This window comes from Streptomyces sp. TLI_105 (assembly GCF_900105415.1).
In the GTDB taxonomy this organism is placed as follows: domain Bacteria; phylum Actinomycetota; class Actinomycetes; order Streptomycetales; family Streptomycetaceae; genus Streptomyces.
In genome coordinates, this window is sequence record NZ_FNSM01000001.1 from 5,840,859 (window position 1) to 5,863,987 (window position 23,129).

The 23,129-nt window shown below is 73.4% G+C and carries 22 protein-coding genes; 9 read left to right on the top strand and 13 right to left on the bottom strand.

Features of this window, described 5'->3' with window-relative positions:
* Positions 1–35: 35 nt before the first annotated feature.
* Positions 36–638, bottom strand: coding sequence for a hypothetical protein (locus tag BLW86_RS26750; RefSeq protein ID WP_093876399.1), 603 nt, complete (start codon positions 636–638; stop codon positions 36–38).
* A 106-nt stretch (positions 639–744) separates the two neighbouring features.
* Between BLW86_RS26750 and npdG the strand changes: the two genes are divergently transcribed.
* Both npdG and BLW86_RS26760 read left to right on the top strand, forming a co-directional pair.
* Positions 745–1,443 (top strand): NADPH-dependent F420 reductase, encoded by a 699-nt coding sequence (gene npdG / locus BLW86_RS26755; RefSeq protein WP_093876400.1) that lies wholly within the window; start codon positions 745–747, stop codon positions 1,441–1,443.
* Between the two features lie 80 nt (positions 1,444–1,523).
* Positions 1,524–1,709: a hypothetical protein gene (locus BLW86_RS26760; RefSeq protein WP_093876401.1), complete on the top strand. Its 186-nt coding sequence runs from the start codon at positions 1,524–1,526 to the stop codon at positions 1,707–1,709.
* A 43-nt stretch (positions 1,710–1,752) separates the two neighbouring features.
* Here BLW86_RS26760 and BLW86_RS26765 read toward each other — a convergent pair whose 3' ends face one another.
* Positions 1,753–3,066 carry a carotenoid oxygenase family protein gene (locus BLW86_RS26765; RefSeq protein WP_093876402.1) on the bottom strand — a complete coding sequence of 438 codons (1,314 nt, stop codon included), beginning with the start codon at positions 3,064–3,066 and terminating at the stop codon, positions 1,753–1,755.
* Positions 3,063–3,644 (bottom strand): hypothetical protein, encoded by a 582-nt coding sequence (locus BLW86_RS26770; protein WP_256341441.1) that lies wholly within the window; start codon positions 3,642–3,644, stop codon positions 3,063–3,065. The genes BLW86_RS26765 and BLW86_RS26770 overlap by 4 nt, the downstream gene beginning before the upstream one ends.
* A gap of 79 nt (positions 3,645–3,723) precedes the next feature.
* Between BLW86_RS26770 and BLW86_RS26775 the strand changes: the two genes are divergently transcribed.
* The gene (locus tag BLW86_RS26775; RefSeq protein WP_093878889.1) at positions 3,724–4,269 is read left to right on the top strand and encodes a PadR family transcriptional regulator; all 546 of its coding nucleotides are present in this window, start codon (positions 3,724–3,726) and stop codon (positions 4,267–4,269) included.
* Between the two features lie 35 nt (positions 4,270–4,304).
* On the top strand, positions 4,305–4,760 hold the full coding sequence (locus BLW86_RS26780) for a DUF1330 domain-containing protein (RefSeq protein WP_093878890.1): 456 nt from the start codon (positions 4,305–4,307) through the stop codon (positions 4,758–4,760).
* On the opposite strand, the gene BLW86_RS26785 is transcribed toward BLW86_RS26780, so the two are convergent.
* Positions 4,690–5,487 (bottom strand): site-2 protease family protein, encoded by a 798-nt coding sequence (locus tag BLW86_RS26785; protein WP_093876404.1) that lies wholly within the window; start codon positions 5,485–5,487, stop codon positions 4,690–4,692. The genes BLW86_RS26780 and BLW86_RS26785 overlap by 71 nt on opposite strands.
* 604 nt (positions 5,488–6,091) lie before the next feature.
* Here BLW86_RS26785 and BLW86_RS26790 point away from each other — a divergent pair.
* Positions 6,092–9,472: an AfsR/SARP family transcriptional regulator gene (locus tag BLW86_RS26790; protein ID WP_093878891.1), complete on the top strand. Its 3,381-nt coding sequence runs from the start codon at positions 6,092–6,094 to the stop codon at positions 9,470–9,472.
* Between the two features lie 15 nt (positions 9,473–9,487).
* Here the strand turns inward: BLW86_RS26790 and BLW86_RS26795 are convergent, their stop codons facing one another.
* The 3 genes from BLW86_RS26795 to panB form a co-directional block, all read right to left on the bottom strand.
* A complete protein-coding gene (locus tag BLW86_RS26795) occupies positions 9,488–10,348 on the bottom strand; it encodes an ABC transporter permease (protein ID WP_093876405.1) in 861 nt (286 codons plus the stop codon).
* Positions 10,345–11,355: an ATP-binding cassette domain-containing protein gene (locus BLW86_RS26800; protein WP_177181762.1), complete on the bottom strand. Its 1,011-nt coding sequence runs from the start codon at positions 11,353–11,355 to the stop codon at positions 10,345–10,347. Before BLW86_RS26800 ends, BLW86_RS26795 begins: the two co-directional genes overlap by 4 nt.
* Positions 11,356–11,463: 108 nt before the next feature.
* Entirely contained in the window at positions 11,464–12,327 is an 864-nt protein-coding gene (panB, locus tag BLW86_RS26805) for a 3-methyl-2-oxobutanoate hydroxymethyltransferase (protein ID WP_093876406.1), read from the bottom strand.
* Positions 12,328–12,516: 189 nt separating this feature from the next.
* Between panB and BLW86_RS26810 the strand changes: the two genes are divergently transcribed.
* The 4 genes from BLW86_RS26810 (at position 12,517) to BLW86_RS26825 (ending at position 17,928) form a co-directional block, all read left to right on the top strand.
* Positions 12,517–14,142 carry an MFS transporter gene (locus tag BLW86_RS26810; protein WP_256341442.1) on the top strand — a complete coding sequence of 542 codons (1,626 nt, stop codon included), beginning with the start codon at positions 12,517–12,519 and terminating at the stop codon, positions 14,140–14,142.
* Between the two features lie 605 nt (positions 14,143–14,747).
* Positions 14,748–15,395 (top strand): TetR/AcrR family transcriptional regulator, encoded by a 648-nt coding sequence (locus BLW86_RS26815; RefSeq protein WP_093876407.1) that lies wholly within the window; start codon positions 14,748–14,750, stop codon positions 15,393–15,395.
* Positions 15,396–15,589: 194 nt separating this feature from the next.
* Complete coding sequence (locus BLW86_RS26820) at positions 15,590–16,612, top strand: endonuclease/exonuclease/phosphatase family protein (RefSeq protein ID WP_093876408.1); 1,023 nt, start codon at positions 15,590–15,592, stop codon at positions 16,610–16,612.
* Positions 16,613–16,704: 92 nt separating this feature from the next.
* On the top strand, positions 16,705–17,928 hold the full coding sequence (locus tag BLW86_RS26825; protein ID WP_093876409.1) for an MFS transporter: 1,224 nt from the start codon (positions 16,705–16,707) through the stop codon (positions 17,926–17,928).
* A gap of 10 nt (positions 17,929–17,938) precedes the next feature.
* Here BLW86_RS26825 and BLW86_RS42160 read toward each other — a convergent pair whose 3' ends face one another.
* The 6 genes from BLW86_RS42160 to BLW86_RS26850 all read right to left on the bottom strand — a co-directional run bounded on the left by BLW86_RS42160 (position 17,939) and on the right by BLW86_RS26850 (position 23,102).
* Entirely contained in the window at positions 17,939–18,109 is a 171-nt protein-coding gene (locus BLW86_RS42160) for a hypothetical protein (protein ID WP_177181763.1), read from the bottom strand.
* Positions 18,110–18,257: 148 nt separating this feature from the next.
* Positions 18,258–20,018: an NAD+ synthase gene (locus BLW86_RS26830; RefSeq protein WP_177181764.1), complete on the bottom strand. Its 1,761-nt coding sequence runs from the start codon at positions 20,016–20,018 to the stop codon at positions 18,258–18,260.
* 70 nt (positions 20,019–20,088) lie between these two features.
* On the bottom strand, positions 20,089–20,994 hold the full coding sequence (locus tag BLW86_RS43815) for a DUF4190 domain-containing protein (protein ID WP_143060281.1): 906 nt from the start codon (positions 20,992–20,994) through the stop codon (positions 20,089–20,091).
* Between the two features lie 260 nt (positions 20,995–21,254).
* The gene (locus BLW86_RS26840; protein WP_093876411.1) at positions 21,255–21,674 is read right to left on the bottom strand and encodes a CBS domain-containing protein; all 420 of its coding nucleotides are present in this window, start codon (positions 21,672–21,674) and stop codon (positions 21,255–21,257) included.
* A gap of 124 nt (positions 21,675–21,798) precedes the next feature.
* Positions 21,799–22,428, bottom strand: coding sequence for a DUF305 domain-containing protein (locus BLW86_RS26845; RefSeq protein ID WP_093876412.1), 630 nt, complete (start codon positions 22,426–22,428; stop codon positions 21,799–21,801).
* Positions 22,425–23,102 (bottom strand): DUF3105 domain-containing protein, encoded by a 678-nt coding sequence (locus tag BLW86_RS26850; RefSeq protein ID WP_177181765.1) that lies wholly within the window; start codon positions 23,100–23,102, stop codon positions 22,425–22,427. Before BLW86_RS26850 ends, BLW86_RS26845 begins: the two co-directional genes overlap by 4 nt.
* Positions 23,103–23,129 lie beyond the last annotated feature (27 nt).

Sequence of the window (23,129 nt, forward strand, 5' to 3'; positions counted from 1 at the left end):
ACGTCAGCCGATCGCCGCCGTGCGGGCCCGGCGGGCTACCAGCGGGTCGGCGGTGGGGCCGTCAGGCGGTCCGCGAGAGCCGAGAGGCGGTCCCGGAAGCGGCGGCCGCCACGCGGCGACGGCAGGCTGTTCTCCCCGGCCGCCGCGCTCACCAGGTGCTGCACCGTGTCCAGGTCCACCTCCGCCCCCTCCGCCACCGTCAGCGCCTCGTGCGCGAGCCCCCGGACCTCCTCGTCGCCCCCGTCCAGCGACAGCACCGTCGCCCCCGCCCGCCGGGCGTCGTGCACCCGCTGGAGCAGCCCCGCGTCCGGCCGCCCGGGTGCCACCATCAGCAGCGTCGCCCCGCGCCCCGCCGCCTCCAGCCGCCCAAGACCGACCGACAGGTGCGCCGGCGCACCCGGCCGCACCCGGTGCCGCACGAGCGTCGGCGCCAGCTCCGGCAGCCCCGACCAAGCGGACTCGTCGACCAGATGCGCCGCCAGGTGCCACGGCTCGTACTCCTCCGTGCCCACCAGGAGCAGCCCGCCCCGGTGCGGCACCACCGACGACCGGAGCGCGCCCGCGAACCGGCGGGCCGCCGCCGGCCACTCCGTCCCGGCGAGCACTTCCCGCAGCAACGCGACCCGTACGGCATCCATGGGCCCGCATCCTGCCCCAGCCCGGCCCCGCGCGCGGCCCGGTCGCGGCGGTTCCACCCGTACGGGAGAGGCCCCACGGCCCCGACCGGTCGGTAATGTCGGGGCCATGACTACGACTGACAGCAAGCCCGCCCCCAAGGACCCGTGGGACCTCCCCGACGTCTCCGGTCTCGTCGTCGGCGTCCTCGGCGGCACCGGCGACCAGGGCCGCGGCCTCGCCTACCGGCTCGCCAAGGCCGGCCAGAAGGTGATCATCGGTTCCCGCGCCGCCGAGCGCGCGCAGGACGTGGCGGCGGAGATCGGCCACGGCGTCGAGGGCGCCGACAACGCCGAGACCGCCCGCCGCAGCGACGTCGTCATCGTCGCCGTGCCGTGGGACGGCCACGCCAAGACCCTGGAGTCGCTGCGCGAGGAGCTCCGCGGCAAGCTCGTCGTGGACTGCGTCAACCCCCTCGGCTTCGACAAGAAGGGCGCCTACGCCCTCAAGCCCGAGGAGGGTTCCGCCGCCGAGCAGGCCGCCGCCCTCCTCCCGGACTCCCGGGTCACCGCCGCCTTCCACCACCTCTCCGCCGTCCTCCTCAAGGACACCTCCATCGAGGAGATCGACACGGACGTCATGGTCCTCGGCGAGGAGCGCGCCGACGTCGAGATCGTCCAGGCCCTCGCCGGCCGCATCGCCGGCATGCGCGGAGTCTTCGCCGGACGGCTGCGGGGCGCCCACCAGGTCGAGTCGCTCGTCGCCAACCTGATCTCCGTCAACCGCCGCTACAAGGCCCACGCGGGGCTGCGGGTCACCGACATCTGAGCCGGAGAACGGACCCTTCGGGGCATGGGGGACACTGGACGGGCACCATCAGCCGTACCCGCCCGACAGGAGCCGACCCCATGCCCCGCCTCGCCCTCTACGCCCTCGTGGTCTGCGCCCTGGCCGTCACCGCGGCCGTCGTCTCCTTCGTCCAGGGCAGCTTCCTCGGCATCGTCTGGGTGCTCCTCGCGGGCCTCTCCTCCAACATGGCCTGGTACTACCTCCGCCGCGCGAAGGCGGAGAAGGCCGCGGCGGCCCAGGGCTGACCGGAGCCCGGGCGTACGGCCGGCACGATCCGGAGGACGGGCCCTACGGCAGGTCCGGCAGCCAGTTGCCGTGGAAGCCGTGCGGGACCCGGGCCGGCAGGTGGATCGTGGCCACCGGTCCGGCCGCGAGGTCGTCGGCGTCGAGGACGACCAGGTCGCTGCGGCCGGAGCCGGCGTCGTGGACGTACGTCATGAGCCAGCCGGCGGGGGACCCGTCGGCGACCGGGGCGAACGCGGCCTCACCGGGCGTGCGGGCCGGCCCGAAGTCGTGGGCGACGGACGACCCCGCGTCCAGGTCGTAGCGCACCAGCGAGTTCCCGCAGGTCACGTGCCCGTACGCCGCCCGCAGCCCGGACAGCCGGTCGTCCACCCGGGGGAACTCGCCCGGGCGGTCGTCGCACTGTTCCTCCCGGACGGTCCCCGTGGCGGGGTCGACCGTCCACTTCCACAGCACGGCCTCCCGGTCCCGGTCGACCGTCCCGTCCGCGGCGCGCCGCCACAGCTCGGGGTAGCGCATGACGTGCACGACGACCGTCCCGTCCGCCGCGTCGTACGCGTTGAGGACGTGGAACACGTAGCAGGGGTCGAGGGCGAACCAGCGCACCCGCCCGTACGGGTCGTCGCGGCGCAGCACACCGAGCCGGGCCCCGTACCCGTCGTCCCAGCGGTACGGCATCGTGCCGGTGCCGGCGAGGCCGAGGTCGAAGACCACCGGCAGGTCCAGGAAGACGACGTGCCCGGCGGTGAGGGCGAAGTCGTGCATCATCGTCGGCCCCGGCACCTCCACCGGCCGGCTGACCGTCAGCTCGCCGGAGGCGTCGGCCCGGTGGTAGGTGAGGCACGGGGCCTCCGCGATCCCGTAGCCGAAGAAGTGCAGCTCCCCGGTGAGGGGGCAGGTCTTGGGGTGCGCGGTCATCGCGGTCGTCAGCCGGCCGCCGAAGTCGTACGGGCCGACGGTGTCCAGCGCGGGGGTGAGCTCGTAGGGCAGGGCCGTCTCGACGAGGGCGAGGGTGCGGCCCGCGTGCCGGACGACGTGGGTGTTGGCCGGCCCGGCGGTGAGGTCCCGTCGGCCCCGCTCGTCGTACATCCGGGCCCCGTCGGTGAACGTGCCCGTGCGGACCCAGCGGTTGCGGTACGAGACGGCCCGGCCGCCCTCCAGTCGTACGCCGTGGACCATGCCGTCGCCGAAGAACCAGTGGCCGGAGGCGGCGTCGGCCGGGTTCGGCCCGTTGCGCAGGTACCAGCCGGTCAGCTCCTCGGGGATCCGCCCGGTGACGGGCAGTTCGTGCGCGGTCAGCTCCTCCGTGACCGGGGCGTAGTTGCCGGAGAGGTGGCGGGGGGCGGTGGAGGAGCTCATCGGGCACCGGCCTCGGTCCGGAGGGAGGTGATGTAGCGGGAGGTGAACAGCATCGGGACGACGAACCCGGCGATCTGGACGGCCGTGGCGGTCGTCGAGTGGCCCTGGCCGGCCCGGGCGAGGAGCGCGAGCGCGCCGGCGGTCAGCGCGAAGGCGGCCGTCCAGACGGTGGTGATGACGGTGTTGGCCCGTACGAAGGGGCGCAGCCCCCAGACCTCGCGCGGCGCGGTGCGCTTGGCGACGCCCAGGGTGAAGGGCTTGCGGATGAGCAGCGAGACCGCGGCGATCAGGGCCAGCGTGGCCGAGGACAGGGCCGCCGAGTAGCCGTGCACGGCCGATCGCGGGTCGGCGAAGGCGATGGCCGCCAGGGCCGCGAAGAAGACCGCCGAGCCGGTCTCGATGATCAGCGCGTCGAAGCCGGCCCCTCCGCGGCGCTGCTGCACGACCACCGCGACGGCGGCCACCAGGGCGGCGAGCGCGCCCCACTGCCACTGGGCGGACGGGATCACCGCGAAGACGATCCAAGGAAGGAAGGTGCGCACGTACGACATCGAAGACCCCCGGTTGCTGTTCGCCACTCTGACGTTCCTGTTCTGACATGTCGAAAGTAGACGTTCCAGAACTGACATGTCAAGAATGGAATGTAGAGTGATGCTCATGAGCCTTCGACACGCCCTCCTGGGACTTCTCTCCGAGCGCCCCGCCAGCGGCTACGACCTGCTGAAACGCTTCGAGACCTCGCTGGCCAACGTCTGGCCCGCCACCCAGAGCCAGATGTACGGCGAGCTGTCCAAGCTCGCCGCCGCCGGGCTGATCAGTGTCTCGGCGGAAGGGCCGCGCGGCCGCAAGGAGTACACCCTCACGGACGAGGGACTGGCCGAACTGCGCCGCTGGCTGACGGAGACCGAGCCGCAGCGCAACCCCCGCAGCGACACCCTGCTGAGGGTCTTCTTCCTCGGCGTGCTCACACCGGAGCAGGCGAGCGGCTACCTCGCAGGGCTGATGGACCTGTCCGACCGGGAGTTGGAAGCCCTGCGCGAGCTGGAGCGGTCGATCGACTGGGGCGACGACCAGCTGTCGGTGTACGGCCGGATCGCCCTGGAGTACGGCCTCCGCTTCAACGAGATGAAGCGCGAGTGGGCCCGCTGGGCGGTCACCCAGCTCCGCCGGCGCTCTGACCGTGAGCCTTCGCCGGGTTCGTGATCATGCCTCCCGGCGTCCCGGACGGGGCCGGTCTCATGACCGCTTCTGCGATCGCGGACGTGCAACTCACCGGAGATGCCGAGGAACCGGCCGAGTGCCGCTCGAAGGTCGTCGCGACGCCGGAGCCGTACGGTGGCAGGTACCTGGCCCGGGGCGGCGACATCGACGTGGTGGAGGGCGCCTGGACGCCTGGGCAGATCGTGCCGGTGGAGTCTCCGGGCGTGGCTGCCGCGCGGGCGCGGAACGAATCGGTGGAGCACCAGGCGATCGCTCCGCCGCGGATCGGCCGGGTGGCGTCGACCACGCCGGGAAAGCGGTGCTCCAGGTCCGGTGCCCGCCAGGAGAGCAGCCGGTGCCTGCCCTCCTGGCGCGTGGCGGCGGCGCCGAAGTCGAAGCCGCCGCAGGCGTGTTCCGCATCGCTTACCGGACCTGGCAGAACTCCGGGGCCTCCTCCCAGAACCGGAACAGCTGCGAGCCGCAGTACCGGCTGAGCTCCGGCACCCCGAGGGAGCGCATCAGGGCGTCGATCGCGTCGAAGAAGGCGCCGTTGACCGCCGGCACGAACAGCAGCGCGATCACGATGAAGAAGCCGTACGGCGCGTACGGCTCGATCTGCCGCTTCACCTTGTACGACAGCCAGGGCTCCACCACGCCGTAGCCGTCGAGCCCCGGCACCGGCAGGAGGTTCAGGAGCGCGGCCGTCACCTGGAGGAACGCCAGGAACGCCAGCGCGAACCGGAAGACGAGCGGCACGCCGTCGAGCGCGCCCAGCCAGAACGGCGCCGTGCAGACGAGCGCGAAGAGCACATTGGCCAAGGGGCCCGCCGCCGAGATCAGGCTGTGCTTCCAGCGGCCCCTGATCCGGCCCTGCTCGATGAAGACCGCGCCGCCCGGCAGGCCGATCCCACCCATGATCACGAACAGCACCGGCAGGACGACGCTCAGCACGGCGTGCGTGTACGCGAGCGGATTCAGGGTCAGATAGCCCTTCGCGCCCACCGTGATGTCCCCGCCGTACAGGGCCGTCCGGGCGTGCGCGTACTCGTGCAGACAGAGCGACACGACCCACGCCGAGGTCACGAAGAGGAACACCGCGAGGCCGGGCGAGGCCGCGAAGCCCGTCCACACCGCCCACCCGGTGACGGCCATGACGGCGAGGATCGCCAGGAAGACGGGGCTGATCCGCCGCTCGTGGTGCCGGGTGGTGGCCGTGGTCATGACGGGGGCTCCCAGGGGACGAAGGACTACTGCCGGGGAAACGTACCGGTCCCTGACGGGAGTTCCACCCCGCCGGTGCGGCCCCCGTTTCGCAGGGGCGGTGCCCCCCGCCCGTCGTGGGCAGTCGCTCCGCCGGGGCGGTGCCCACCCATCCCCGCGCCCCCGTTGTGGGCATGCGTTCCGCCGGGGCGGTGCCCACCCACCCCCGCGCCCCCGTTGTGGGCATGCGTTCCGCCGGGGCGGAACGGGTGGGCACAACGGAACGGCGCCCTTGCCGGCGCCAGAGGCTCCCGCGCCCGAACCCGCACCGACAGGTACGGCGCACGCGTGGTGCGGGCCACGGCGCGGAACGCGGAGGCGCCGCTGAGGGCGCCGTCCCGTGTGCCCACCCTCCCCCAAGCTCTCGGCTTCGCTCGAGCAGGGGGACCCCCTCGCCCCAGCGGGACGACTGCCCACACGGCGGGTGGGCGGGTGGGCACCGCCCCGGCGGGCGCGCGCCCACACGGCGGGGGGCAGGAGGGGCACCGCCCAGGCGGGGCGGGGGCGAAAGTCCGGGTGTGGCCCCGCCGAGGAGCAGGTGGGGGTCTCGCGGAGAATGGGGTCCGTGCGTTACTCCGTGCTCGGCCCGACCCTCGCCCGCCTCCCCGACGGCACCGACGTGCCCGTCGGCGGTCCCCGGGTCCGTGCGCTGCTCACCGTCCTCGCCCTGCGGGCCGGCCGGGTCGTTCCCGTGTCCGATCTCGTCGACGAGGTGTGGCACGGCGACGAGCCGCCCGCGGACGCCCCCGCCGCGCTCCAGGCCCTCGTCGGGCGGCTCCGCAGGGCCCTCGGCCGGGACCGCGTGGTCTCCGCCGAGGGCGGTTACCGGCTGGACGCCCGGCCCGAGGACGTGGACGTCCGCCGCTTCGAGCGCCTCGCCGCCGAGGGCCTGGCCGCGCTCGGCGGAGCCGATCCCGCACGCGCCGCCGCCCTCCTCGACGAGGCCCTCGGGCTCTGGCGCGGGCCGGCCTTCGCCGATCTGCCGGACCGGGACGCGGAGGCCGCCCGCTGGGAGGCCCGCCGGCTCGACGCCCGCCGGGCGAGGCTCGACGCCGCCCTCGCGCTCGGCGGAGCCGCGGCCGCCCTCCCCGAACTCACCGCCCTCTGCGCCGCCCACCCCCTCGACGAACCCCTCCAGGCCCTCCGGATCCGCGCCCTGCGGGACACCGGCCGGGCCGCCGAGGCCCTCGCCGCGTACGAGTCGGTCCGCCGCGCCCTCGCCACCCGCCTGGGCACGGACCCGTCGCCCGCCCTGCGCGCCCTCCACGCCGAGCTGCTGGCCCCGGAGCCCCCGCGCGCCCCCCTCCGGGGCAACCTGCGCGCCCGGCTCACCAGTTTCGTCGGCCGCGACGAGGAGATCGCCCTGGTGCGGGACGACCTGCGCGGCGCGCGGCTCGTGACGCTGCTCGGGCCCGGAGGCGCCGGGAAGACCCGGCTCTCGCAGGAGGCGGCCGAGCGGGGGACCGAGGACTGGCCGGACGGCGCCTGGGTGGCGGAGCTCGCTCCCGTACGGGACCCCGAGGCCGTGCCCGAGGCGGTGCTCGCGGCCGTCGGCGCCCGCGAGACCGTGCTCCGCGGCGCCGGAGCCGAGGAGCTGCGGGGCGGCGGCGACCCGCTCGCCCGGCTCGTCGAGCACTGCTCCGGGCGCCGGATGCTGCTCCTCCTCGACAACTGCGAGCACCTCGTCGGCGCGGCCGCCGAACTGGCCGAGGCGCTGCTCGCCCGCTGCCCCGAGCTCCGGGTGCTCGCGACGAGCCGGGAGCCGCTGGGCGTCCCGGGGGAGACGCTCCGGCCCCTCGGCCCGCTGCCGACCGGGATGGCCCTGCGGCTGCTTGGCGAGCGCGGCGCGGCGGTCCGTCCGGGGTTCCGCGTCGAGGGCGACCCGGTCGCGGCGGGCGAGGTCGTGCGGCGCCTCGACGGTCTGCCGCTGGCCATCGAACTGGCGGCGGCCCGGCTGCGGATGCTGACCTTGCGTCAGATCGCGGACCGGCTCGACGACCGCTTCCGGCTGCTGACGTCGGGCGCGCGGACGGTACTGCCCCGGCAGCAGACCCTGCGGGCGGTCGTCGACTGGTCCTGGGACCTCCTGGACGGGGCCGAACGGGCCGTCCTGCGCCGGCTCTCGGTCTTCACGGGCGGCTGCGACCTGGAGGCGGCGGAGGCCGTCTGCGCGGGCGAGCCCCACGTCGCCGAGCCGCCCGCCCCCGAGCCCCGCCCGGCCGCACCCTCCGCCCCCCAGCCCCACGTCGCCGAGCCGCGCGCCGGCGAGCAGCCGGCGCCCGTCCTCGACCTCCTCGGCGCCCTCGTCGACAAGTCGCTCGTCGTCGCCGCGCCCGGTGAGGCCGGCATGCGGTTCCGGCTCCTGGAGACCGTCGCCGAGTACGCCGGGGAGCGGCTCGACGAGGCGGGGGAGCGGGCCGGCACCGAGCGCCGGCACCTCACGTACTACCGCGAACTCGCCCGCCGCACCGACCCCGAGCTGCGCGGTTCCGGGCAGGCCGGGGCCATCGCCCGGTTCGGCACCGAGTACGGGAACATCCGTACCGCCCTGCGCCGGGCCGTCGACGCCCGGGAGGAGGACGAGGCGCTGCTCCTCGTCCACTCCCTGCTCTGGTACTGGCAGATGCGCGACCTGCGCGCCGACGCGCTGTACTGGGCGGAGTCCGTCGCCGCGCTCGGCCCCGACCCGTTCGGGACGCCCGCCGCCCCCGTCGTACCGCTGTACGAGCCCTGCACCGCCACGCCTCCGCCGCTCTCCGAGGAGCAGCGCTGGGAGGCCCGGCGCGGCGTGCGGCTGATCGAGCTGATCAACATGGACTACGAGACCGGCCGCTGGCTGACCCCCGCCGGCGTCGAGCGGCTGCGGCGGATCAACGCGATCTATCCGCCGGGGCTCCCGCAGACCTGCCGGCTGCCCGGCTCCTTCACGGTCTTCGCGGTCCTCCTCATGGGCGAACCGGGCCGCATGGGCGAGGCCCTGGAGGCGCACGTCGGCGCCTGCCGCCGGCACGGCGACGAGTGGGAGCTCGCCCACGCCCTCCAGCTGCGCGCCAACATGATGGCCAACCGGGGCGACCTGGCCGAGCGGGCGAGCGCCGACGCGGAGGAGAGCCTGGAGATCTTCGTCCGCCTCGGGGACGCCTGGGGCGCGGCCGAGGCGCTGTCCTCGCGCGCCGAGGCCCGGGAGCGACGCCTCGAGTTCGAGGGCGCGGCCCAGGACTTCGCCGACGCCATCGCGTACGCGGAGCGGATCGGCGCCCAGTCCCAGATGGCCCTGCTGCGCGCCCGCTACGCCGACATGCTGATCGAGACCGGCCGCGGCGAGGAGGCGGAGCGGATCCTGCGCGAGGTGGTGGAGGGCGAGCACGGGCGCGGCCACGAGCCGATGCTGGCCGGGCGGATCTTCCTGGGGCTGCTGCTCGGCCGGACCGGCCGGACGGCCGAGGCGCGCGAGCAACTGGAGCGGCTGCTCGACGAGTTCCGCTCCGACAGCCTCTTCAGCTCCGATACGTTCTCCATCTTCGAGGGCTTCGCGCTCGGCAGCCTGGCCTGGGTGTACAACCTCGAGGAGCGGTACGACACGGCGTTCACGCTGTCCCGGCGGGCGTACGGGCGCTCCCTCGGCGGCCTGTCGCTGATGGTCGCCCCGCAGATGCCGGCGATCCATCTGATCACCGCGGCCTGGGCGCTCGCCGGGCTCGGCGGCCCCCGTGCCCGTACCGCCGCGGTCCTGCTCGGCGGGTACGAGGGGCTGCTGCCGCCGGGGCACCTGGCGCCGCCCATGGAGCGGGAGAACCTGGCGCGGGCGACGGAGCTGTGCCGGTCGGCGCTCGGGGACGGGGAGTTCGAGGCGGCATACGCGGAGGGCGGCGGCCTCTCCTTGGAGGAGGCCGCCGCCCTGCTCGGTCGCGCCGCCGACGCGATCAGTGAGCGCGCCGAGTCATGATCCCCCGGTCGGGACTCAGGTCTTCTTGCGGAACTTGGCGACCGCGAGCGGCGCCGTGATCACCGTGATGGCGACCGACCAGCCGAGGGTCATCCACACCGAGTGGGCGACCGGGCCGCCGTTGATCAGGTTGCGGGCGGCGTCGGCGAGGTTGGACAGCGGGTTGTAGTCGGTGAAGGCCTCCAGCCAGCCGGGCATCGAGGTCGGCGGGGCGAAGATCGAGGAGCCGAACTGGAGCGGCATCAGGACGAGCATCGCCATGCCCTGGACGGCCTGGGCCGTCTTCATGGTGAGGCCGAGCAGGATGAAGATCCACATGAGGGAGGCTCCGAAGACCACCGACAGGCCGATGGCGGCGAAGAGGTGGAGCACCGAGGTGTGGATCTCCAGGCCGAGCAGGAAGGCCATGCCGAGCAGGATCGCGGTGGCGATCATCATCCGGCCGACCTCGACGACGATCTTCGCGACGAGGACGGAGGACCGGGCGATCGGCATCGTCCGGAACCGGTCCATGACCCCCTTCTTGAAGTCGTCGTTGACGCCGGTGCCGACGGCCATGGCGATGTTCATGCCCATCATCGCCATCAGGCCGGGGGCCACGTAGTTCACGTACTCGGCCTGGTTGCCCTTGCCGGCGATCGCGCCGCCGAAGACGTACACGAACAGCAGGATGAAGATGATCGGCATCAGGACGGCGTCGAACATCGACTCCGGGTCCTGCTTGATCTGGAGGGCGTTGCGGCGGGCCAGGGCGCCGATGTGGCGGAGGTTGGCCCGCAGGCCGATCCGGCCCTCCGCGACGGGCGCGGTGCGCGGTGCGGCCGGACCCGGACCCCGGGTGCCGGCGGGGGACTTGGTGACAGTGGTCGTGCTCACGCGGCGACCTCCTCGGTGATCGCGTCGGAAAGCTCGGAGTCGGCGGTCTTCTGACCGGTGATCGCGAGGAACACCTCGTCCAGGCTGGGCAGATGGGTGCCGATGTGGGCGATGCCGAAGCCGCGCGCGCCGAGCAGGCCCACGACGGCGGTCAGCTGCTCGTCGGTGAGGATCGGCACGTACAGCACGCCCTCGTCGGGCACGACGGTCGAGCCGGCGACCCCGTCGAGGCCGGTCTCGCGCAGCGCGGCGGCCATCTCGGGCAGCCGGCCCGGGTCGGTGGGGCGGACCTTCAGGGTCCGGCCGCCGACCTTGGCCTTGAGCTCGTCGACCCCGCCCCTGGCGATGACCCGGCCCCGGTCGATGACGGTCAGCTCGTTCGCGAGCTGCTCCGCCTCCTCCATGTACTGGGTGGTGAGCAGGACGGTCGCGCCCTCGGAGACCATGCGCTGCACCTCGTCCCACACCTCGTTGCGGGTGCGGGGGTCGAGGCCGGTGGTCGGCTCGTCCAGGTAGAGGACGGCGGGCTGCCCGATCATCGAGGCGGCGAGGTCGAGGCGGCGCCGCATGCCGCCGGAGTAGTTCATGGCCGGGCGCTTGGCGGCGTCGGTGAGGGAGAAGCGCTCCAGCATCTCGTCGGCGCGGCGGCGGGCGTCGGCGCGGGAGAGGTCGAGCAGCCGCCCGATCATGTAGAGGTTCTCCCAGCCGGACAGCTTCTCGTCGACCGAGGCGTACTGACCGGTGAGGCCGATGGTGCGGCGCAGCTGGCGGGGGTGCTTCACGACGTCGTAGCCGGCGACGGTGGCGGTCCCGGCGTCCGGGACGAGGAGGGTGGACAGGCAGCGGACGAGGGTGGTCTTCCCGGCGCCGTTGGGGCCGAGGACCCCGAGGACCGTGCCCTCCCGGACGTCCAGGTCGACCCCGTCGAGGGCCTTCGTCTCGCCGAAGTGCTTCACGAGGCCCCGGACCTCGACGGCGTTGGTGTGTGATCGCGTCATGTCCACCATGGAACACGGCGCCACCGACAATCCCCCGACAGGCGACCGACAGCCCGCCGATGGGGGATGTCGGCGGGCTGTCGGAGGTGCCGCAGTGGCTCTACGGGCCTGTCGGTCCTAGTGGAACGTGTGCTCCTCGGCGGGGAACGCCCCGCCGCCGACGTCCTCGGCGAAGGCGCGGGCGGCGTCGCCGAGCGTCTCGCGGAGGTTGGCGTACTGCTTGGTGAAGCGCGGCACCTTGCCGCCGGTCAGGCCGGCCATGTCGGTCCAGACGAGGACCTGCGCGTCGGTGCCGGCGCCGGCACCGATGCCGATGGTCGGGATGTGCAGGGAGCGGGTGACCTCGGCGGCCAGTTCGGCCGGGACGAGCTCCAGGACGACGGCGAAGGCGCCCGCGTCCTGCGCCGCCTTGGCGTCGCTGAGGAGCCGGTGGGCGGCCTCGTCGGAGCGGCCCTGCACCCGGTAGCCCATGGTGTTGACGGACTGAGGGGTGAGTCCCAGGTGGGACATGACGGGGATGCCGGCCTGGACGAGCAGCTCGGTCTGCGGCAGCGAGCGCTCGCCGCCCTCCAGCTTGATCGCGCCGACGCCCGCGTCCTTGACGAGGCGGGTGGCGTTGCGCAGGGCCTGGACGGGCCCTTCCTGGTACGAGCCGAACGGCAGGTCGCCGACGACGAGGGCGCGCTTGGTGCCCCGGACGACGGCGGCGGACAGGAACGTCATCTCGTCCATCGTGACGGGCACGGTGGTGTCGTAGCCGAGGTGACAGTTGCCCATCGAGTCGCCGACGAGGATCACCGGGATGCCGGCCTCGTCGAAGACCGACGCGGTCATCGCGTCGTAGGCGGTGAGCATGGGCCACTTCTCGCCGCGGACCTTGGCGGCGGCGATGTCGTGGACGGTGATGCGGCGCGTGCCCTTCCCTCCGTACAGCGCCTTGCTGCTGTCGGTGGGCTCTTTCCGGGCAGCCTGAAGCGTCATGGTGAACGGCTCCTCTTGTCATCTCGAGGCGCCCTGTGGCGTCCCCGGACCACGTCCATGGTGGCACTTCGCCGGGCGGGCGGGGAAGTGGGCCGGAGTGGCGCTGTTCACACCGCCGCAACGTAAAGCCTCTGCCAGTTTTTTCGATACGAGACGGTCTCGTATCGAAATTACTCTAGGGTGGTGCTCATGTCACAGCAGTCCACCGCACCCATCCCGCCCGCCGGGCCCCGCGTCCCCGAGGCCGTCCACCGGCGGCGCTGGGCCGTCCTCGGCGTCCTCATGCTCAGCCTGCTGATCGTCGTCCTCGACAACTCCATCCTGAACGTCGCGGTGAAGACGATCGCCGCCCCCGCGCCCACCGGCATCGGAGCCACCCAGAGCGAGCTGGAGTGGTCCATCAACTCCTACACGCTCGTCTTCGCCGGACTCCTCTTCACCTCCGGCCTGCTCGGCGACCGCCTCGGCCGCAAGAAGGTGCTGCTCTTCGGCATCACCGTCTTCGGCATCGGCTCCGCCCTCGCGGCCCTCTCCGGCTCCCCGGGCGAACTCATCGCCTACCGGGCCGTCATGGGCCTCGGCGCCGCGTTCGTCATGCCCGCCACGCTCGCCGTCCTCATGAACGTCTTCGAGCGCGACGAGCAGCCCAAGGCCATCGGCATCTGGGCCGGCAGCGTCGGCCTCGCCATCGCCGTCGGCCCCATCACCGGCGGCATCCTCCTCGAACACTTCTGGTGGGGATCGATCTTCCTCGTCAACGTGCCCGTGGTGCTCCTCGCCCTCGCCCTGATGCTGTGGCTCGTGCCCGACTCCCGGGACCCCCGGCCCGGCCGCATCGACATACCCGGCGTGCTGCTCTCCGTCGTCGGACTCGTCCTCCTCGTGTACGGGATCATCCGCGGCGGCGAGCTGGCGAGCTTCACCGACGTGACCGTCCTCGCCCCCGTCCTCGGCGGCCTCGCGGTCCTCGTCGTCTTCGTCCTCCACGAGCGGCGCAGCGACCACCCGGCCATCGACATGTCGTACTTCAGGAAGCCCGCGTTCTCGGCGGCCGTCGCCGCGATCGCGCTCGTCTTCTTCGCCCTCATGGGCGTGACCTTCTTCTCCGCCTTCTACCTGCAGAGCGTGCGCGGCTACACCGCGCTGGAGTCCGGGCTGCTCATCCTGCCGCTCGCCGTCGCGCAGATGGTCTTCGCGCCCCGGGCCCGCCTCGTCGTCGAACGCTTCGGCGCCCGGGCCGTCTGCACCGCCGGCATGCTGCTCGTCGCCGCCGGCCTGGCCGCCTTCGCCTTCTTCGAGGCCGACACCCCCGTCTGGGTCCTGGAGGTCGTCTTCTTCCTCCAGGGCGCGGGCATGGCGCACATCATGCCGCCGGTCACGGTCTCGATCATGCAGGCGCTGCCCCGCGAGAAGGCGGGCTCCGGCTCCGCCATCAACAACACCTTCCGGCAGGTCGGCGGCGCGCTGGGCGTGGCCGTCCTCGGCTCGGTGCTCTCCTCCACGTACCGGGGCGAGATCGAGGGGCACCTGGGCGGCGTCCCGGCGGCCCTGCGCGACACGGCGGGCGAGTCCGTCGAGGCCACGCTCGCGGTCGCGGCGAAGCTCGGCCCGGCGGGCAAGGACCTGGTCGGCCCCGCGTACACGGCCTTCCTGGACGCCATGCACGTCACGGCGACCGCCTCGGCCGCGATCGGCCTGGTCGGCGCGGTGGTCGTGGCGGCCTTCCTCCCGGGGCGGCCGGCGCCTGGAGGTACGGGTACGGGGAGGGGCGCGGCCACCGGCGAGGCCCGAGCGACGACCCCGGCCAGCCGCTAGCGCCGACCCGCACGGGCCCCGCGCCCGCGCTGGGCGCGCGCCCCTGCCAGGCGGTCCCCCGCCCGTGCGGGCCCGCGCCCCGCGCCCGTGTGGGCCCGCGCCCCCGCGCCCGTGTGGGCCCCGTGCCCCGCGCCGTGTGGGCGCGCGCCCGCCGGGGCGGTGCCCACCCGCCGTGTGGGCAGTCGTCCCGCTGGGGCGAGGGGGTCCCCCCTGCTCGAGCGAAGCCGAGAGCTTGGGGGAGGGTGGGCACACGGGACGGCGCCTTCAGCGGCGCCTCCGCGTTCCGCGCCTGGACCCGCACGGACAGCGCGGCGCGCAACGGGGTGCGGGTCAGGGCGCGGGAGCCTGGGCCCGGCAAGGGGCGCCGTTCCGTTGTGCCCACCCGTTCCGCCCCAGCGGAACGCATGCCCACAACGGGGGCGCGAGGGGTGGGGGGCGCCGCCCCGGCGGAACCGGCGCCCGCAACGGGGCGGGTGGGCACCGCCCCAGCGGAACGACTGCCCACAACGGACCGCGGGCCGCGGAACGATCGCCCACAACGGACCGCGGGCCGCGGGAGAGAATCGGGGGGCGACAGGCAGTACCCGACGAGAGGCGGAGCGCACGTGTCCCTGCAGGACAGCGGGAACCCCGAACCCCAGAAGGACGAGCCGACCCCCCCGCCGGAGGCGGCCCGGCGGGGGCGGCCGCGGTCCGAGGCGGTCGAACAGGCCATCTTCGACGCGGTCGTCGGCCTCCTGGAGGAGGGCGTCCCGCTCACCGAGCTGTCCATCGAGCGGATCGCCCGCACCGCCGGGGTCGGCAAGGCCACCATCTACCGCCGCTGGCCCGGCAAGGAGGAGCTCTTCGTCGAGCTCCTGCGCTCCGTGGAGCCCCAGGACCCGGTGCTCACCGGCACCTCCGTCCGGGACGACCTCGTCATGCTCCTGGAGATGCTGCGGCGGCGCGGCCTCGCCAAGCGGTCCTCCGCCCTGCTCCACAACGTCTTCTCGCAGATGCAGGCCTATCCCAAGCTGTGGGAGGCCTACCAGAACACCGTCATCGAACCGCGCCGCCGCCTCGGCATGGACACGGTGCGGCGCGGCATGGAGCTGGGGGAGATCCGCGACGACCTCGACGTCGAGTTCGTGAACGACCTCTTCATAGGGCCCCTGCTCCTGCGCACCGTCATCCGGCCCGGCGCCACCCTGGAGCCGGGGCTCGCCGAGCGGGTCGTCGACGCCGTCATGGCGGGGCTGCGCCCCCGCCCCTGACAGAACCCCGCACCACCGCCCCGACCCGTACGAATGTGCGCGTTCTGTCACAGCCTGCCCGCCCACGCCGCCCGCAGGAACCCGCCACGCGCCGATGTCGTCCCTGGGTGAGTACGACGGACCCGTCATCGCCTAGTGTCGATGCCGGGTCACGGAGCGGGACAGCACGGCAGCAAGGCAGTGAGGACAGTGCGATGGCGCGGGTGGACATGACGGAGACCGACCACGGCGGCGCGGGGAGCGGGCGCCCCCGGTCCCGGTTCCGGACCGCGCTCGACGGGCTCCGCCGCGATCCCGGGATCTGGCGCCGGGGCATCCTGCTCGCCCTGACCGCCGTGGCGCTCACCCTGTTCATGGTGTTCCACTCGGACATCCCCAACCGGATCGGCAACCTGGGCAGCCTCACCGAGACCTTCCTGCCCTGGCTCGGCGTCTTCGTGCCGCTCCTGCTGGTGCTCGCCCTCGTGCGCCGCTCCGCGACCGCGCTGATCGCCCTGCTGCTGCCGGCCGCGGTGTGGCTCAACCTCTTCGGCGGTCTCGTCGCCGACAAGTCGGCCCCGGGCGGCGACCTGACCGTCGCCACCCACAACGTGAACGCCGACAACACCGACCCCGAGGGCACGGCCCGCCTCCTTGCCGCCTCCGGCGTCGACGTGCTCGCCCTGGAGGAGCTGAAGGGCGACATGGTCCCGGTCTACGAGAAGGGCCTCGCCGAGACCTACCCGTACCACTCCGTCCAGGGCACGGTCGGCCTCTGGAGCAAGCTGCCGCTGCGGGCCGCGCAGCCCGTCGACATCCACATGGGCTGGACCCGCGCCATGCGCGCCTCGATCGTCACGCCGAAGGGCGAGGTGGCCGTGTACGTCGCCCACCTCCCGTCCGTCCGGGTCAAGCTGAACGCCGGCTTCACCGCCAACCAGCGCGACACCAGCGCCAACGCCCTCGGCGAGGCCATCGCCGACGACCGGCACGAGCGGATCGTCCTCCTCGGCGACCTCAACGGCACCATGAACGACCGCGCCCTCAACGCCGTCACCTCGCAGCTGCGCTCCACCCAGGGCGCGGCGGGCGACGGCTTCGGCTTCAGCTGGCCGGCCTCGTTCCCGATGGCCCGGATCGACCAGATCATGGTCAAGGGCGTGGAGCCGATGTCCTCCTGGGCGCTGCCGGAGACGATGAGCGACCACCTTCCGGTCGCCGCCCGTGTGAAGCTCTGAAACCTCCCCTTCACCCTCCGGAAGCCGCCGGGAAGAAAACGTCTGAGACGATTTGTTTCGTCGAAGAACTAATTCCCGGAAAGGCTCTCCCCATGCCCCTGGCGCTGCTCGCGCTCGCCGTCTCCGCCTTCGGCATCGGCACCACCGAATTCGTGATGATGGGCCTGCTCCCGCAGGTCGCCGACGACCTCGGCACCTCCGTCCCCACCGCCGGGTACCTCGTCTCGGCGTACGCGATCGGAGTGGTCGTCGGCGCCCCGCTCCTCACGGCGCTCGGCTCGCGGATCCCGCGCAAGCGGATGCTCCTGCTGCTCATGGCCCTCTTCACGGTCGGCAACCTCGCCTCCGCGCTCGCCCCCGGCTTCGGCTGGCTCCTCGCCGGTCGGGTCCTCGCCGGGCTCCCGCACGGCGCGTTCTTCGGCCTCGGAGCGGTCGTCGCCGCCCGGCTCGTGCACGAGGACCGGCAGGCGCGGGCGGTCGCCACGATGTTCCTCGGCCTCACCGTCGCCAACATCCTCGGCGTGCCGGCCGCGACCCTGCTCGGCCAGCACCTCGGCTGGCGGGCCACCTTCCTCGTGGTCTCCGCGATCGGCCTGCTCGCCATGGCCGCGCTCGCCCGCCTCGTCCCGCACGTCCCCGTGGACGGGCGGCAGGGCCTCGGCCGCGAGGTGCGCGCCCTCGGCAGGCCGCAGGTGCTGCTCGGTCTGCTCACGGCCGTCTTCGGCTTCGCGGGCGTCTTCGCCGTCTACTCGTACCTCGCCTCGATGACGACCGAGGTGATGGGCTTCGGCGACTCCACCGTCACGATCGTCCTCGCCCTCTTCGGCCTCGGCATGACCGGCGGGGCGCTCGCCGCCGGACCGCTGACCGACCGGGCGCTGCGCCCCACGCTGTACGGCTCGCTCGCGGCCCTCGTCCTCGCCCTGGTCGCCTTCCGCTTCACCGTCCACGTGCCCTGGCTGGCGCTCGTCACGGTCGTCGTGCTCGGCGCGGTCGGCTTCATGACGACCACCCCGCTCCAGATGCTGGTCATGAACAAGGCGAAGGACGCCCCGACGCTCGCCTCCGCCTCCAACCACTCCGCCTTCAACCTCGCCAACGCGGGCGGCGCCTGGGCCGGCGGGGCCGCCGTCGCCGCCGGCTGGGGCTGGACCTCCCCGACCCTCGTCGGCGCGGGCCTCACCGCCGTCGGCCTCCTGATCGCGGCCGTGGCGGGCCTCCTCGACCGCCCCGGCACGGGGAAGGGGGCCTCCCGCGTCGTCGCGGGAAGCCTCCCGGCCGCCGACCGGGCCGTTCAGCCGGAACGAGCCGGCTGAACGCGCGGGATCACAGGACGTCTTCCTCCTCGCTCTCGTCGTCGGGCGACGGAGGAACCGGCTCCGCCAACGGGCGAGTGTCGATCAAGGTGGCGTCGAGTTGCCGGACGAGCGCGCGGATCCGGTCCCGGTCCGCCCCTCGGCCCAGCGGACGCTCCCGCAGGTCATGGGGGAACTGCACCGGGCATCGGGGTCGCCCTTCAGCGGCCGGGCGCGCGTGCCGCCTCGCCGATCTTCGGCGGGAAACGTTCGCCCCGCCGATGGCCTCCGGCGCGCGGGGAGCCCACAGCGCGGGCGCGCGCACGGAGGTCGCTCCACCGTCCGGCCGGTCAGCCGGTCGTCCTCTCCCGCCAGCGGTTCGTGATCGGCAGCCGCCGGTCCTTGCCGAAGCCCTTCGCCGAGATCTTGGTGCCCGGCGGGTACTGGCGCCGCTTGTACTCCGCCCTGTCCACCATCCGCAGCGTCCGCGTCACCAGTTCCTCGTCGAACCCGGCCGCCACGACGGCGTCCCGGCCCTGGTCCTGGTCCACGTACAGCGAGAGGATCGCGTCCAGGACCTCGTAGTCCGGCAGCGAGTCCGTGTCGACCTGGCCGGGGCGCAGTTCGGCGCTGGGCGGCTTGGTGATCGAGCTCTCCGGGATCGGCGGGGTCTGGCCCCGGTCCTCGGCCGCCCGGTTCCGCCAGCGGGCGAGGCGGAAGACGGTCGACTTGTAGACGTCCTTGATGGGGCCGAACGCACCGACGGAGTCGCCGTACAGCGTCGAGTAGCCCACCGCCAGCTCCGACTTGTTGCCGGGCGCGAGGACGATGTGCCCCTCCTGGTTGGAGAGCGCCATCAGCATCGTGCCGCGCAGCCGCGACTGGAGGTTCTCCTCGGCGAGACCGGTGAGCCCCAGCGCGCCCATGTACGCGTCGAACATCGGCTCGATCGACACGGTGCGGAAGTGCAGCCCGGTCCGGCGGGCCAACTCGGCCGCGTCACCGCGCGAGTGGTCGGATGAGTACTTCGAGGGCATCGACACGCCGTACACGTTGTCCGCGCCGAGCGCGTCGCAGGCGATCGCCGCGACGAGCGCCGAGTCGATGCCGCCGGAGAGCCCGACGAGCACCGAGCGGAAACCGTTCTTCGCGACATACGCCCGCAGGCCGATCACCAGCGCCGAGTAGATCTCCTCGTCGTCGTCGAGCCGGTGCGCGTAGCCGCCCAGCAGCTCCGGCTCGTACGCCGGCAGCGGCTCCTCCGACAGCACCACCCGGTCGATCCGCAGCCCGTCGTCCACCACGCCTTCGGGCGCGTCCGCCTCCGCCGCCGGCAGCTCCAGGTCGAGGATCACACTGCCCTCCACGAACTGCGGCGCACGCGCGACGACTTCGCCGGCCGCGTCCACGACGATCGAGTCGCCGTCGAAGACCAGCTCGTCCTGACCGCCCATCATGGCCAGGTACGCGGTGACGCACCCCGCCTCCTGGGCCCGCTTGCGGACCAGTTCGAGCCGGGTGTCGTCCTTGTTCCGCTCGTACGGCGAGGCGTTGACCGAGAGCAGCAGCCCCGCCCGGGCGCTGCGCGTCGCCGGGACCCGGCCCCCCTCCTGCCAGAGGTCCTCGCAGATCGCCAGCGCCACGTCGACGCCGTGGACGCGGACGACCGGCAGGGTGTCGCCCTGCACGAAGTAGCGGTACTCGTCGAAGACGCCGTAGTTCGGCAGGTGGTGCTTGGCGAAGCGCAGCACCACCTCGCCGCCGTACAGCACGGCCGCGGCGTTCTCCGGCGAGCCGGCCGGCCGGCCGAGCCGCGGCTCGGCCCGCTCGGAGCGGTCGAGGTAGCCGACGACGACCGGCAGCTCCCCGAACCCCTCGTCCGCGAGGCGCCGGGCGAGCCCGCGCAGGGCCGTCCGGGACGCCTCGACGAAGGAGGAGCGCAGGGCGAGGTCCTCGACGGGATATCCGGTCAGCGCCATCTCGGGGAACGCGACGAGATGCGCGCCCTGCCCGGCGGCGTGCCGGGTCCAGTGCACGATCGCCTCGGCGTTCCCGGCGAGGTCTCCGACGGTCGAGTCGATCTGATTCAGGGCGAGGCGTAGTTGAGGCACCCGCCCAGTGTAATCGTCAGACCGACGCTATGTCCTGGGGACAGGACACGGAACCGCGCCCGGTCCCGCGCTACTTCACCGGGCCGGACCAGATCGCCGGCTCGTAGGCGAGCAGCTGCGGCGCCAGTTCCAGCCGCACCTCGCCGTCCGCGTCCGCCGGCACCGAGAACGCGTAGCCGGCCTCGGCCCGCTTGCCCGGGAGCACCGTGCCCCGGAACACCCCGGTCGCCCCGCTCCCGTCGAAGATCGCCTCCACCGGTGCGCCGTCCGCGTCGCGCACCTCCGGGAGCGCGGTGCTGACGTCGACGGCCTTCCCGCTGCCGTTGACGATCGTGATCGTCACGCGCACCGCCGTGTCGCCCCGCTCGTACCCGGCGGCGAACCGGTCGGGCGTGAACGGCCGGGGCTTCGAGACCGTGACCCTCACCCCGTCCTCGTACGCATGGGTCTCGCCGAACGCCAGCTCCGCGGGCGCGGTCCCCTCCGGTGCGCCCGGCGCCTCCGGCGCGGCGGAGGCCCACTCCGGCTCGCGGACCGGGTCGCCCACGGCGTCCGACGCGCGCGCGAACAGGACGAGGACGAGCAGCCAGGCCGCCGAGAGGAGGATCGCCAGGGCCCCGAGCGCGATACCGACGATCGCCGACACCCGGCCGGCCCCCGGGGCCGCCCGGACGAGACCGACGACGCCGAGGACGAGCGCCAGGACGCCCAGGATCCCCCCGACCCAGAAGAGGAACGGGGCGATCGCGAGGAACAGACCGACGACGCCGAGGACGAGCGCGGCCACGCCGAGACCGGTGCGGACGGCCGACACGGCGTACGGATACGGCCCGGCTGCGCCGGACTCCGGCGGCACTTCGGGCGAGCCCGCTCCCGGTGGCATCCCCGATCCGGCGGGCGGGCCCGGCCGCGGCGGCACACCCTGCCCCTCGGGAGCCCCCGGGCCGGGGGCGGGCTTCTCCATGGGCGTGGTCATGCGGGGCCTCCGAGTCGATCCGAAACGCCGACGGTAGACCGGCCCAAGAGGGTCTGGCCAGGGGTTTCACGGCCGAAGAGGAGGCCCTGGACCGTCTCGCCGGTGGTACGGGGGCCCGGCTGCTCCCCGTCGTCCCCGGGGCCGGGGGCGACCCCTCCGCGCGGCCCACGAGTGCCGAGCCGGCTCCCGCCCTGACGCCCGAGCGCCACCGCCCGGACACGAGGGTCCGGGCGGTGGCTCGAAACGGATCGGTGAGCGGGTCAGGAACCGGCGTAGACGCTCGAGACGAACGCCTTGATCTGCTCGTCCGACAGGTGCTGGGCCAGATCGGCCTCGCTGATCATGCCGACGAGCCGCTTGTCCTCGATGACCGGCAGCCGCCGGATCTGGTGGCTCTGCATCTCCTCCAGGACGACGCCCACGTCCGCGTCCGACTCGACCCAGCGCGGAGTGCCCTTCGCCATCTCACCGCAGGTGATCCTCGACGGGTCGTGGCCCTCGGCCACACAGCCGACCACGATGTCGCGGTCCGTGATGATGCCGCAGAGCCGTTCGTTCTCGTCGGCGATGGGCAGCGAGCCCACGTTGTGGTCGCGCATCATCTGCGCGGCACGGTCGAGCGTCTCGTGTGCCGGGATCCACTGGGCCCCGGAATGCATGATGTCCTTCGCCGTGGTCATGGGGTGCGTACCTTTCGTCGAACGTCGTCGTACGAAGTCCCCGAGCCCCATCCATTGTGTGCGGACGGCGCGGCCCCCGCGACCGCAGCGGGTCGCGGGGGCCGTGTGCCGGGTCCGGCGGGGGTCAGGCCCCGCGCTTCTTCAGCATGTCCGCCATCAGCGCCATCTCGGCCGTCTGCGCGTCGACCATGCCCTGCGCGAGGTTCCGCTCGATCTCCACGCCGCACTTCTGGACACAGCCCTCGGCCATGTGGACCCCGCCCTTGTGGTGCGCGGTCATGAGCTTCAGGTACAGGACCTCGGCCTCCCGGCCGTCGGCCTTCCGCAACTCGTCCAGCTGCGCGTTGGTCGCCATGCCCGGCATCAGGGCCCCGTCCAGGTCGCCCGTGTCCCCCGAACCGCCCATGCCCATCCAGGCCATCGGCTCGACACCGGACTCGTTCTTGGGCAGCCCCCACAGGTCGAGCCAGCCGAGCATCATGCCCCGCTGGTTGGCCTGGGTGTTGGCGATGTCGTACGCGAGCCGCCGGACCTCCTCGTCCTTCGTCCGGTCCCGGACGATGAACGACATCTCGACGGCCTGCTGGTGATGGACGGCCATGTCCCGGGCGAAGCCGGCGTCCGCGGACGAGGAGGCCGGGGTGCTCGGCGCCTCGTCACGGTCGGCGGAGGCGACGGTGACCGCGCCCCCGGCGAACAGCAGCGCGAGGACGACGGCGGCGACCGCCGCCCCCTGCGTACGGTCGAGCCTCACTGGCCCATCCCCGTGCCGCCCTGGCCGTCCGCGCCGATCCCGCCGGTGCAGGCCGCGCCCGGCTCCGGGGTCTGCGGCCCCTGCACGTACTTCGTGAAGAAGGCGTCGACGCGCGGGTCGTCCGCGCCGTCCACGGTCACCTGCTTGCCCCAGGCGGACAGCATGATCGCGCCGGCCTGGTCGTCCACCGGGCTCATCAGCGAGTACTTGGTCTTGCCGACCTTGTCGGCCAGCTTCTTCACGTCGGCCTGCGAGGCCGACTTGTTGTACGTCACCCAGACGGCCCCGTGCTCCAGCGAGTGCACGGCGTTCACGTCGGCGATCTTCTTCGTGTAGACCACGCCGTCGCAGTTCTGCCAGACCGGGTTGTGGTCGCCGCCGACCGGCGGCTTCATGTCGTACTTGACGGCCGTCTCGACGTGGTTGCGGCCGAGCTTCTTCGGGTCCCAGGACTTCTCGGCCGCGATGGGGGCCTTCGCGGCGGCGTCCTTGGCGTCCTGCTCGTCGGACTTCTTCATCAGCACGAAGGTGCCGAAGCCGACGAGACTCAGCACGACGACGGCGGAGACGCCGACGGTGATCAGGCGGTTGCGGCGCTCACGGGCCTGCTCGGCGCGGCGCATCTCCTCTATTCGGGCGCGGCGGTCGGCGGTGGCGGAGCGATTGGCGGCCATGGTGATGTCGTCCTTCTTCAGGAGTGG

Excerpts from the sequence above, each read along its gene's own strand:
- BLW86_RS26780 (WP_093878890.1), top strand. The coding sequence starts at position 4,305 with ATGACCGCTTCTGCGATCGCGGACGTGCAACTCACCGGAGATGCCGAG.
- BLW86_RS26800 (WP_177181762.1), bottom strand. The coding sequence starts at position 11,355 with ATGGTGGACATGACGCGATCACACACCAACGCCGTCGAGGTCCGGGGC.
- BLW86_RS26820 (WP_093876408.1), top strand. The coding sequence starts at position 15,590 with ATGGCGCGGGTGGACATGACGGAGACCGACCACGGCGGCGCGGGGAGC.
- npdG (WP_093876400.1), top strand. The coding sequence starts at position 745 with ATGACTACGACTGACAGCAAGCCCGCCCCCAAGGACCCGTGGGACCTC.
- BLW86_RS26760 (WP_093876401.1), top strand. The coding sequence starts at position 1,524 with ATGCCCCGCCTCGCCCTCTACGCCCTCGTGGTCTGCGCCCTGGCCGTC.
- BLW86_RS26810 (WP_256341442.1), top strand. The coding sequence starts at position 12,517 with ATGTCACAGCAGTCCACCGCACCCATCCCGCCCGCCGGGCCCCGCGTC.
- BLW86_RS26750 (WP_093876399.1), bottom strand. The coding sequence starts at position 638 with ATGGATGCCGTACGGGTCGCGTTGCTGCGGGAAGTGCTCGCCGGGACG.
- BLW86_RS26765 (WP_093876402.1), bottom strand. The coding sequence starts at position 3,066 with ATGAGCTCCTCCACCGCCCCCCGCCACCTCTCCGGCAACTACGCCCCG.
- BLW86_RS26825 (WP_093876409.1), top strand. The coding sequence starts at position 16,705 with ATGCCCCTGGCGCTGCTCGCGCTCGCCGTCTCCGCCTTCGGCATCGGC.
- BLW86_RS43815 (WP_143060281.1), bottom strand. The coding sequence starts at position 20,994 with ATGACCACGCCCATGGAGAAGCCCGCCCCCGGCCCGGGGGCTCCCGAG.
- BLW86_RS26840 (WP_093876411.1), bottom strand. The coding sequence starts at position 21,674 with ATGACCACGGCGAAGGACATCATGCATTCCGGGGCCCAGTGGATCCCG.
- BLW86_RS26850 (WP_177181765.1), bottom strand. The coding sequence starts at position 23,102 with ATGGCCGCCAATCGCTCCGCCACCGCCGACCGCCGCGCCCGAATAGAG.
- BLW86_RS26785 (WP_093876404.1), bottom strand. The coding sequence starts at position 5,487 with ATGACCACGGCCACCACCCGGCACCACGAGCGGCGGATCAGCCCCGTC.
- panB (WP_093876406.1), bottom strand. The coding sequence starts at position 12,327 with ATGACGCTTCAGGCTGCCCGGAAAGAGCCCACCGACAGCAGCAAGGCG.
- BLW86_RS26775 (WP_093878889.1), top strand. The coding sequence starts at position 3,724 with ATGAGCCTTCGACACGCCCTCCTGGGACTTCTCTCCGAGCGCCCCGCC.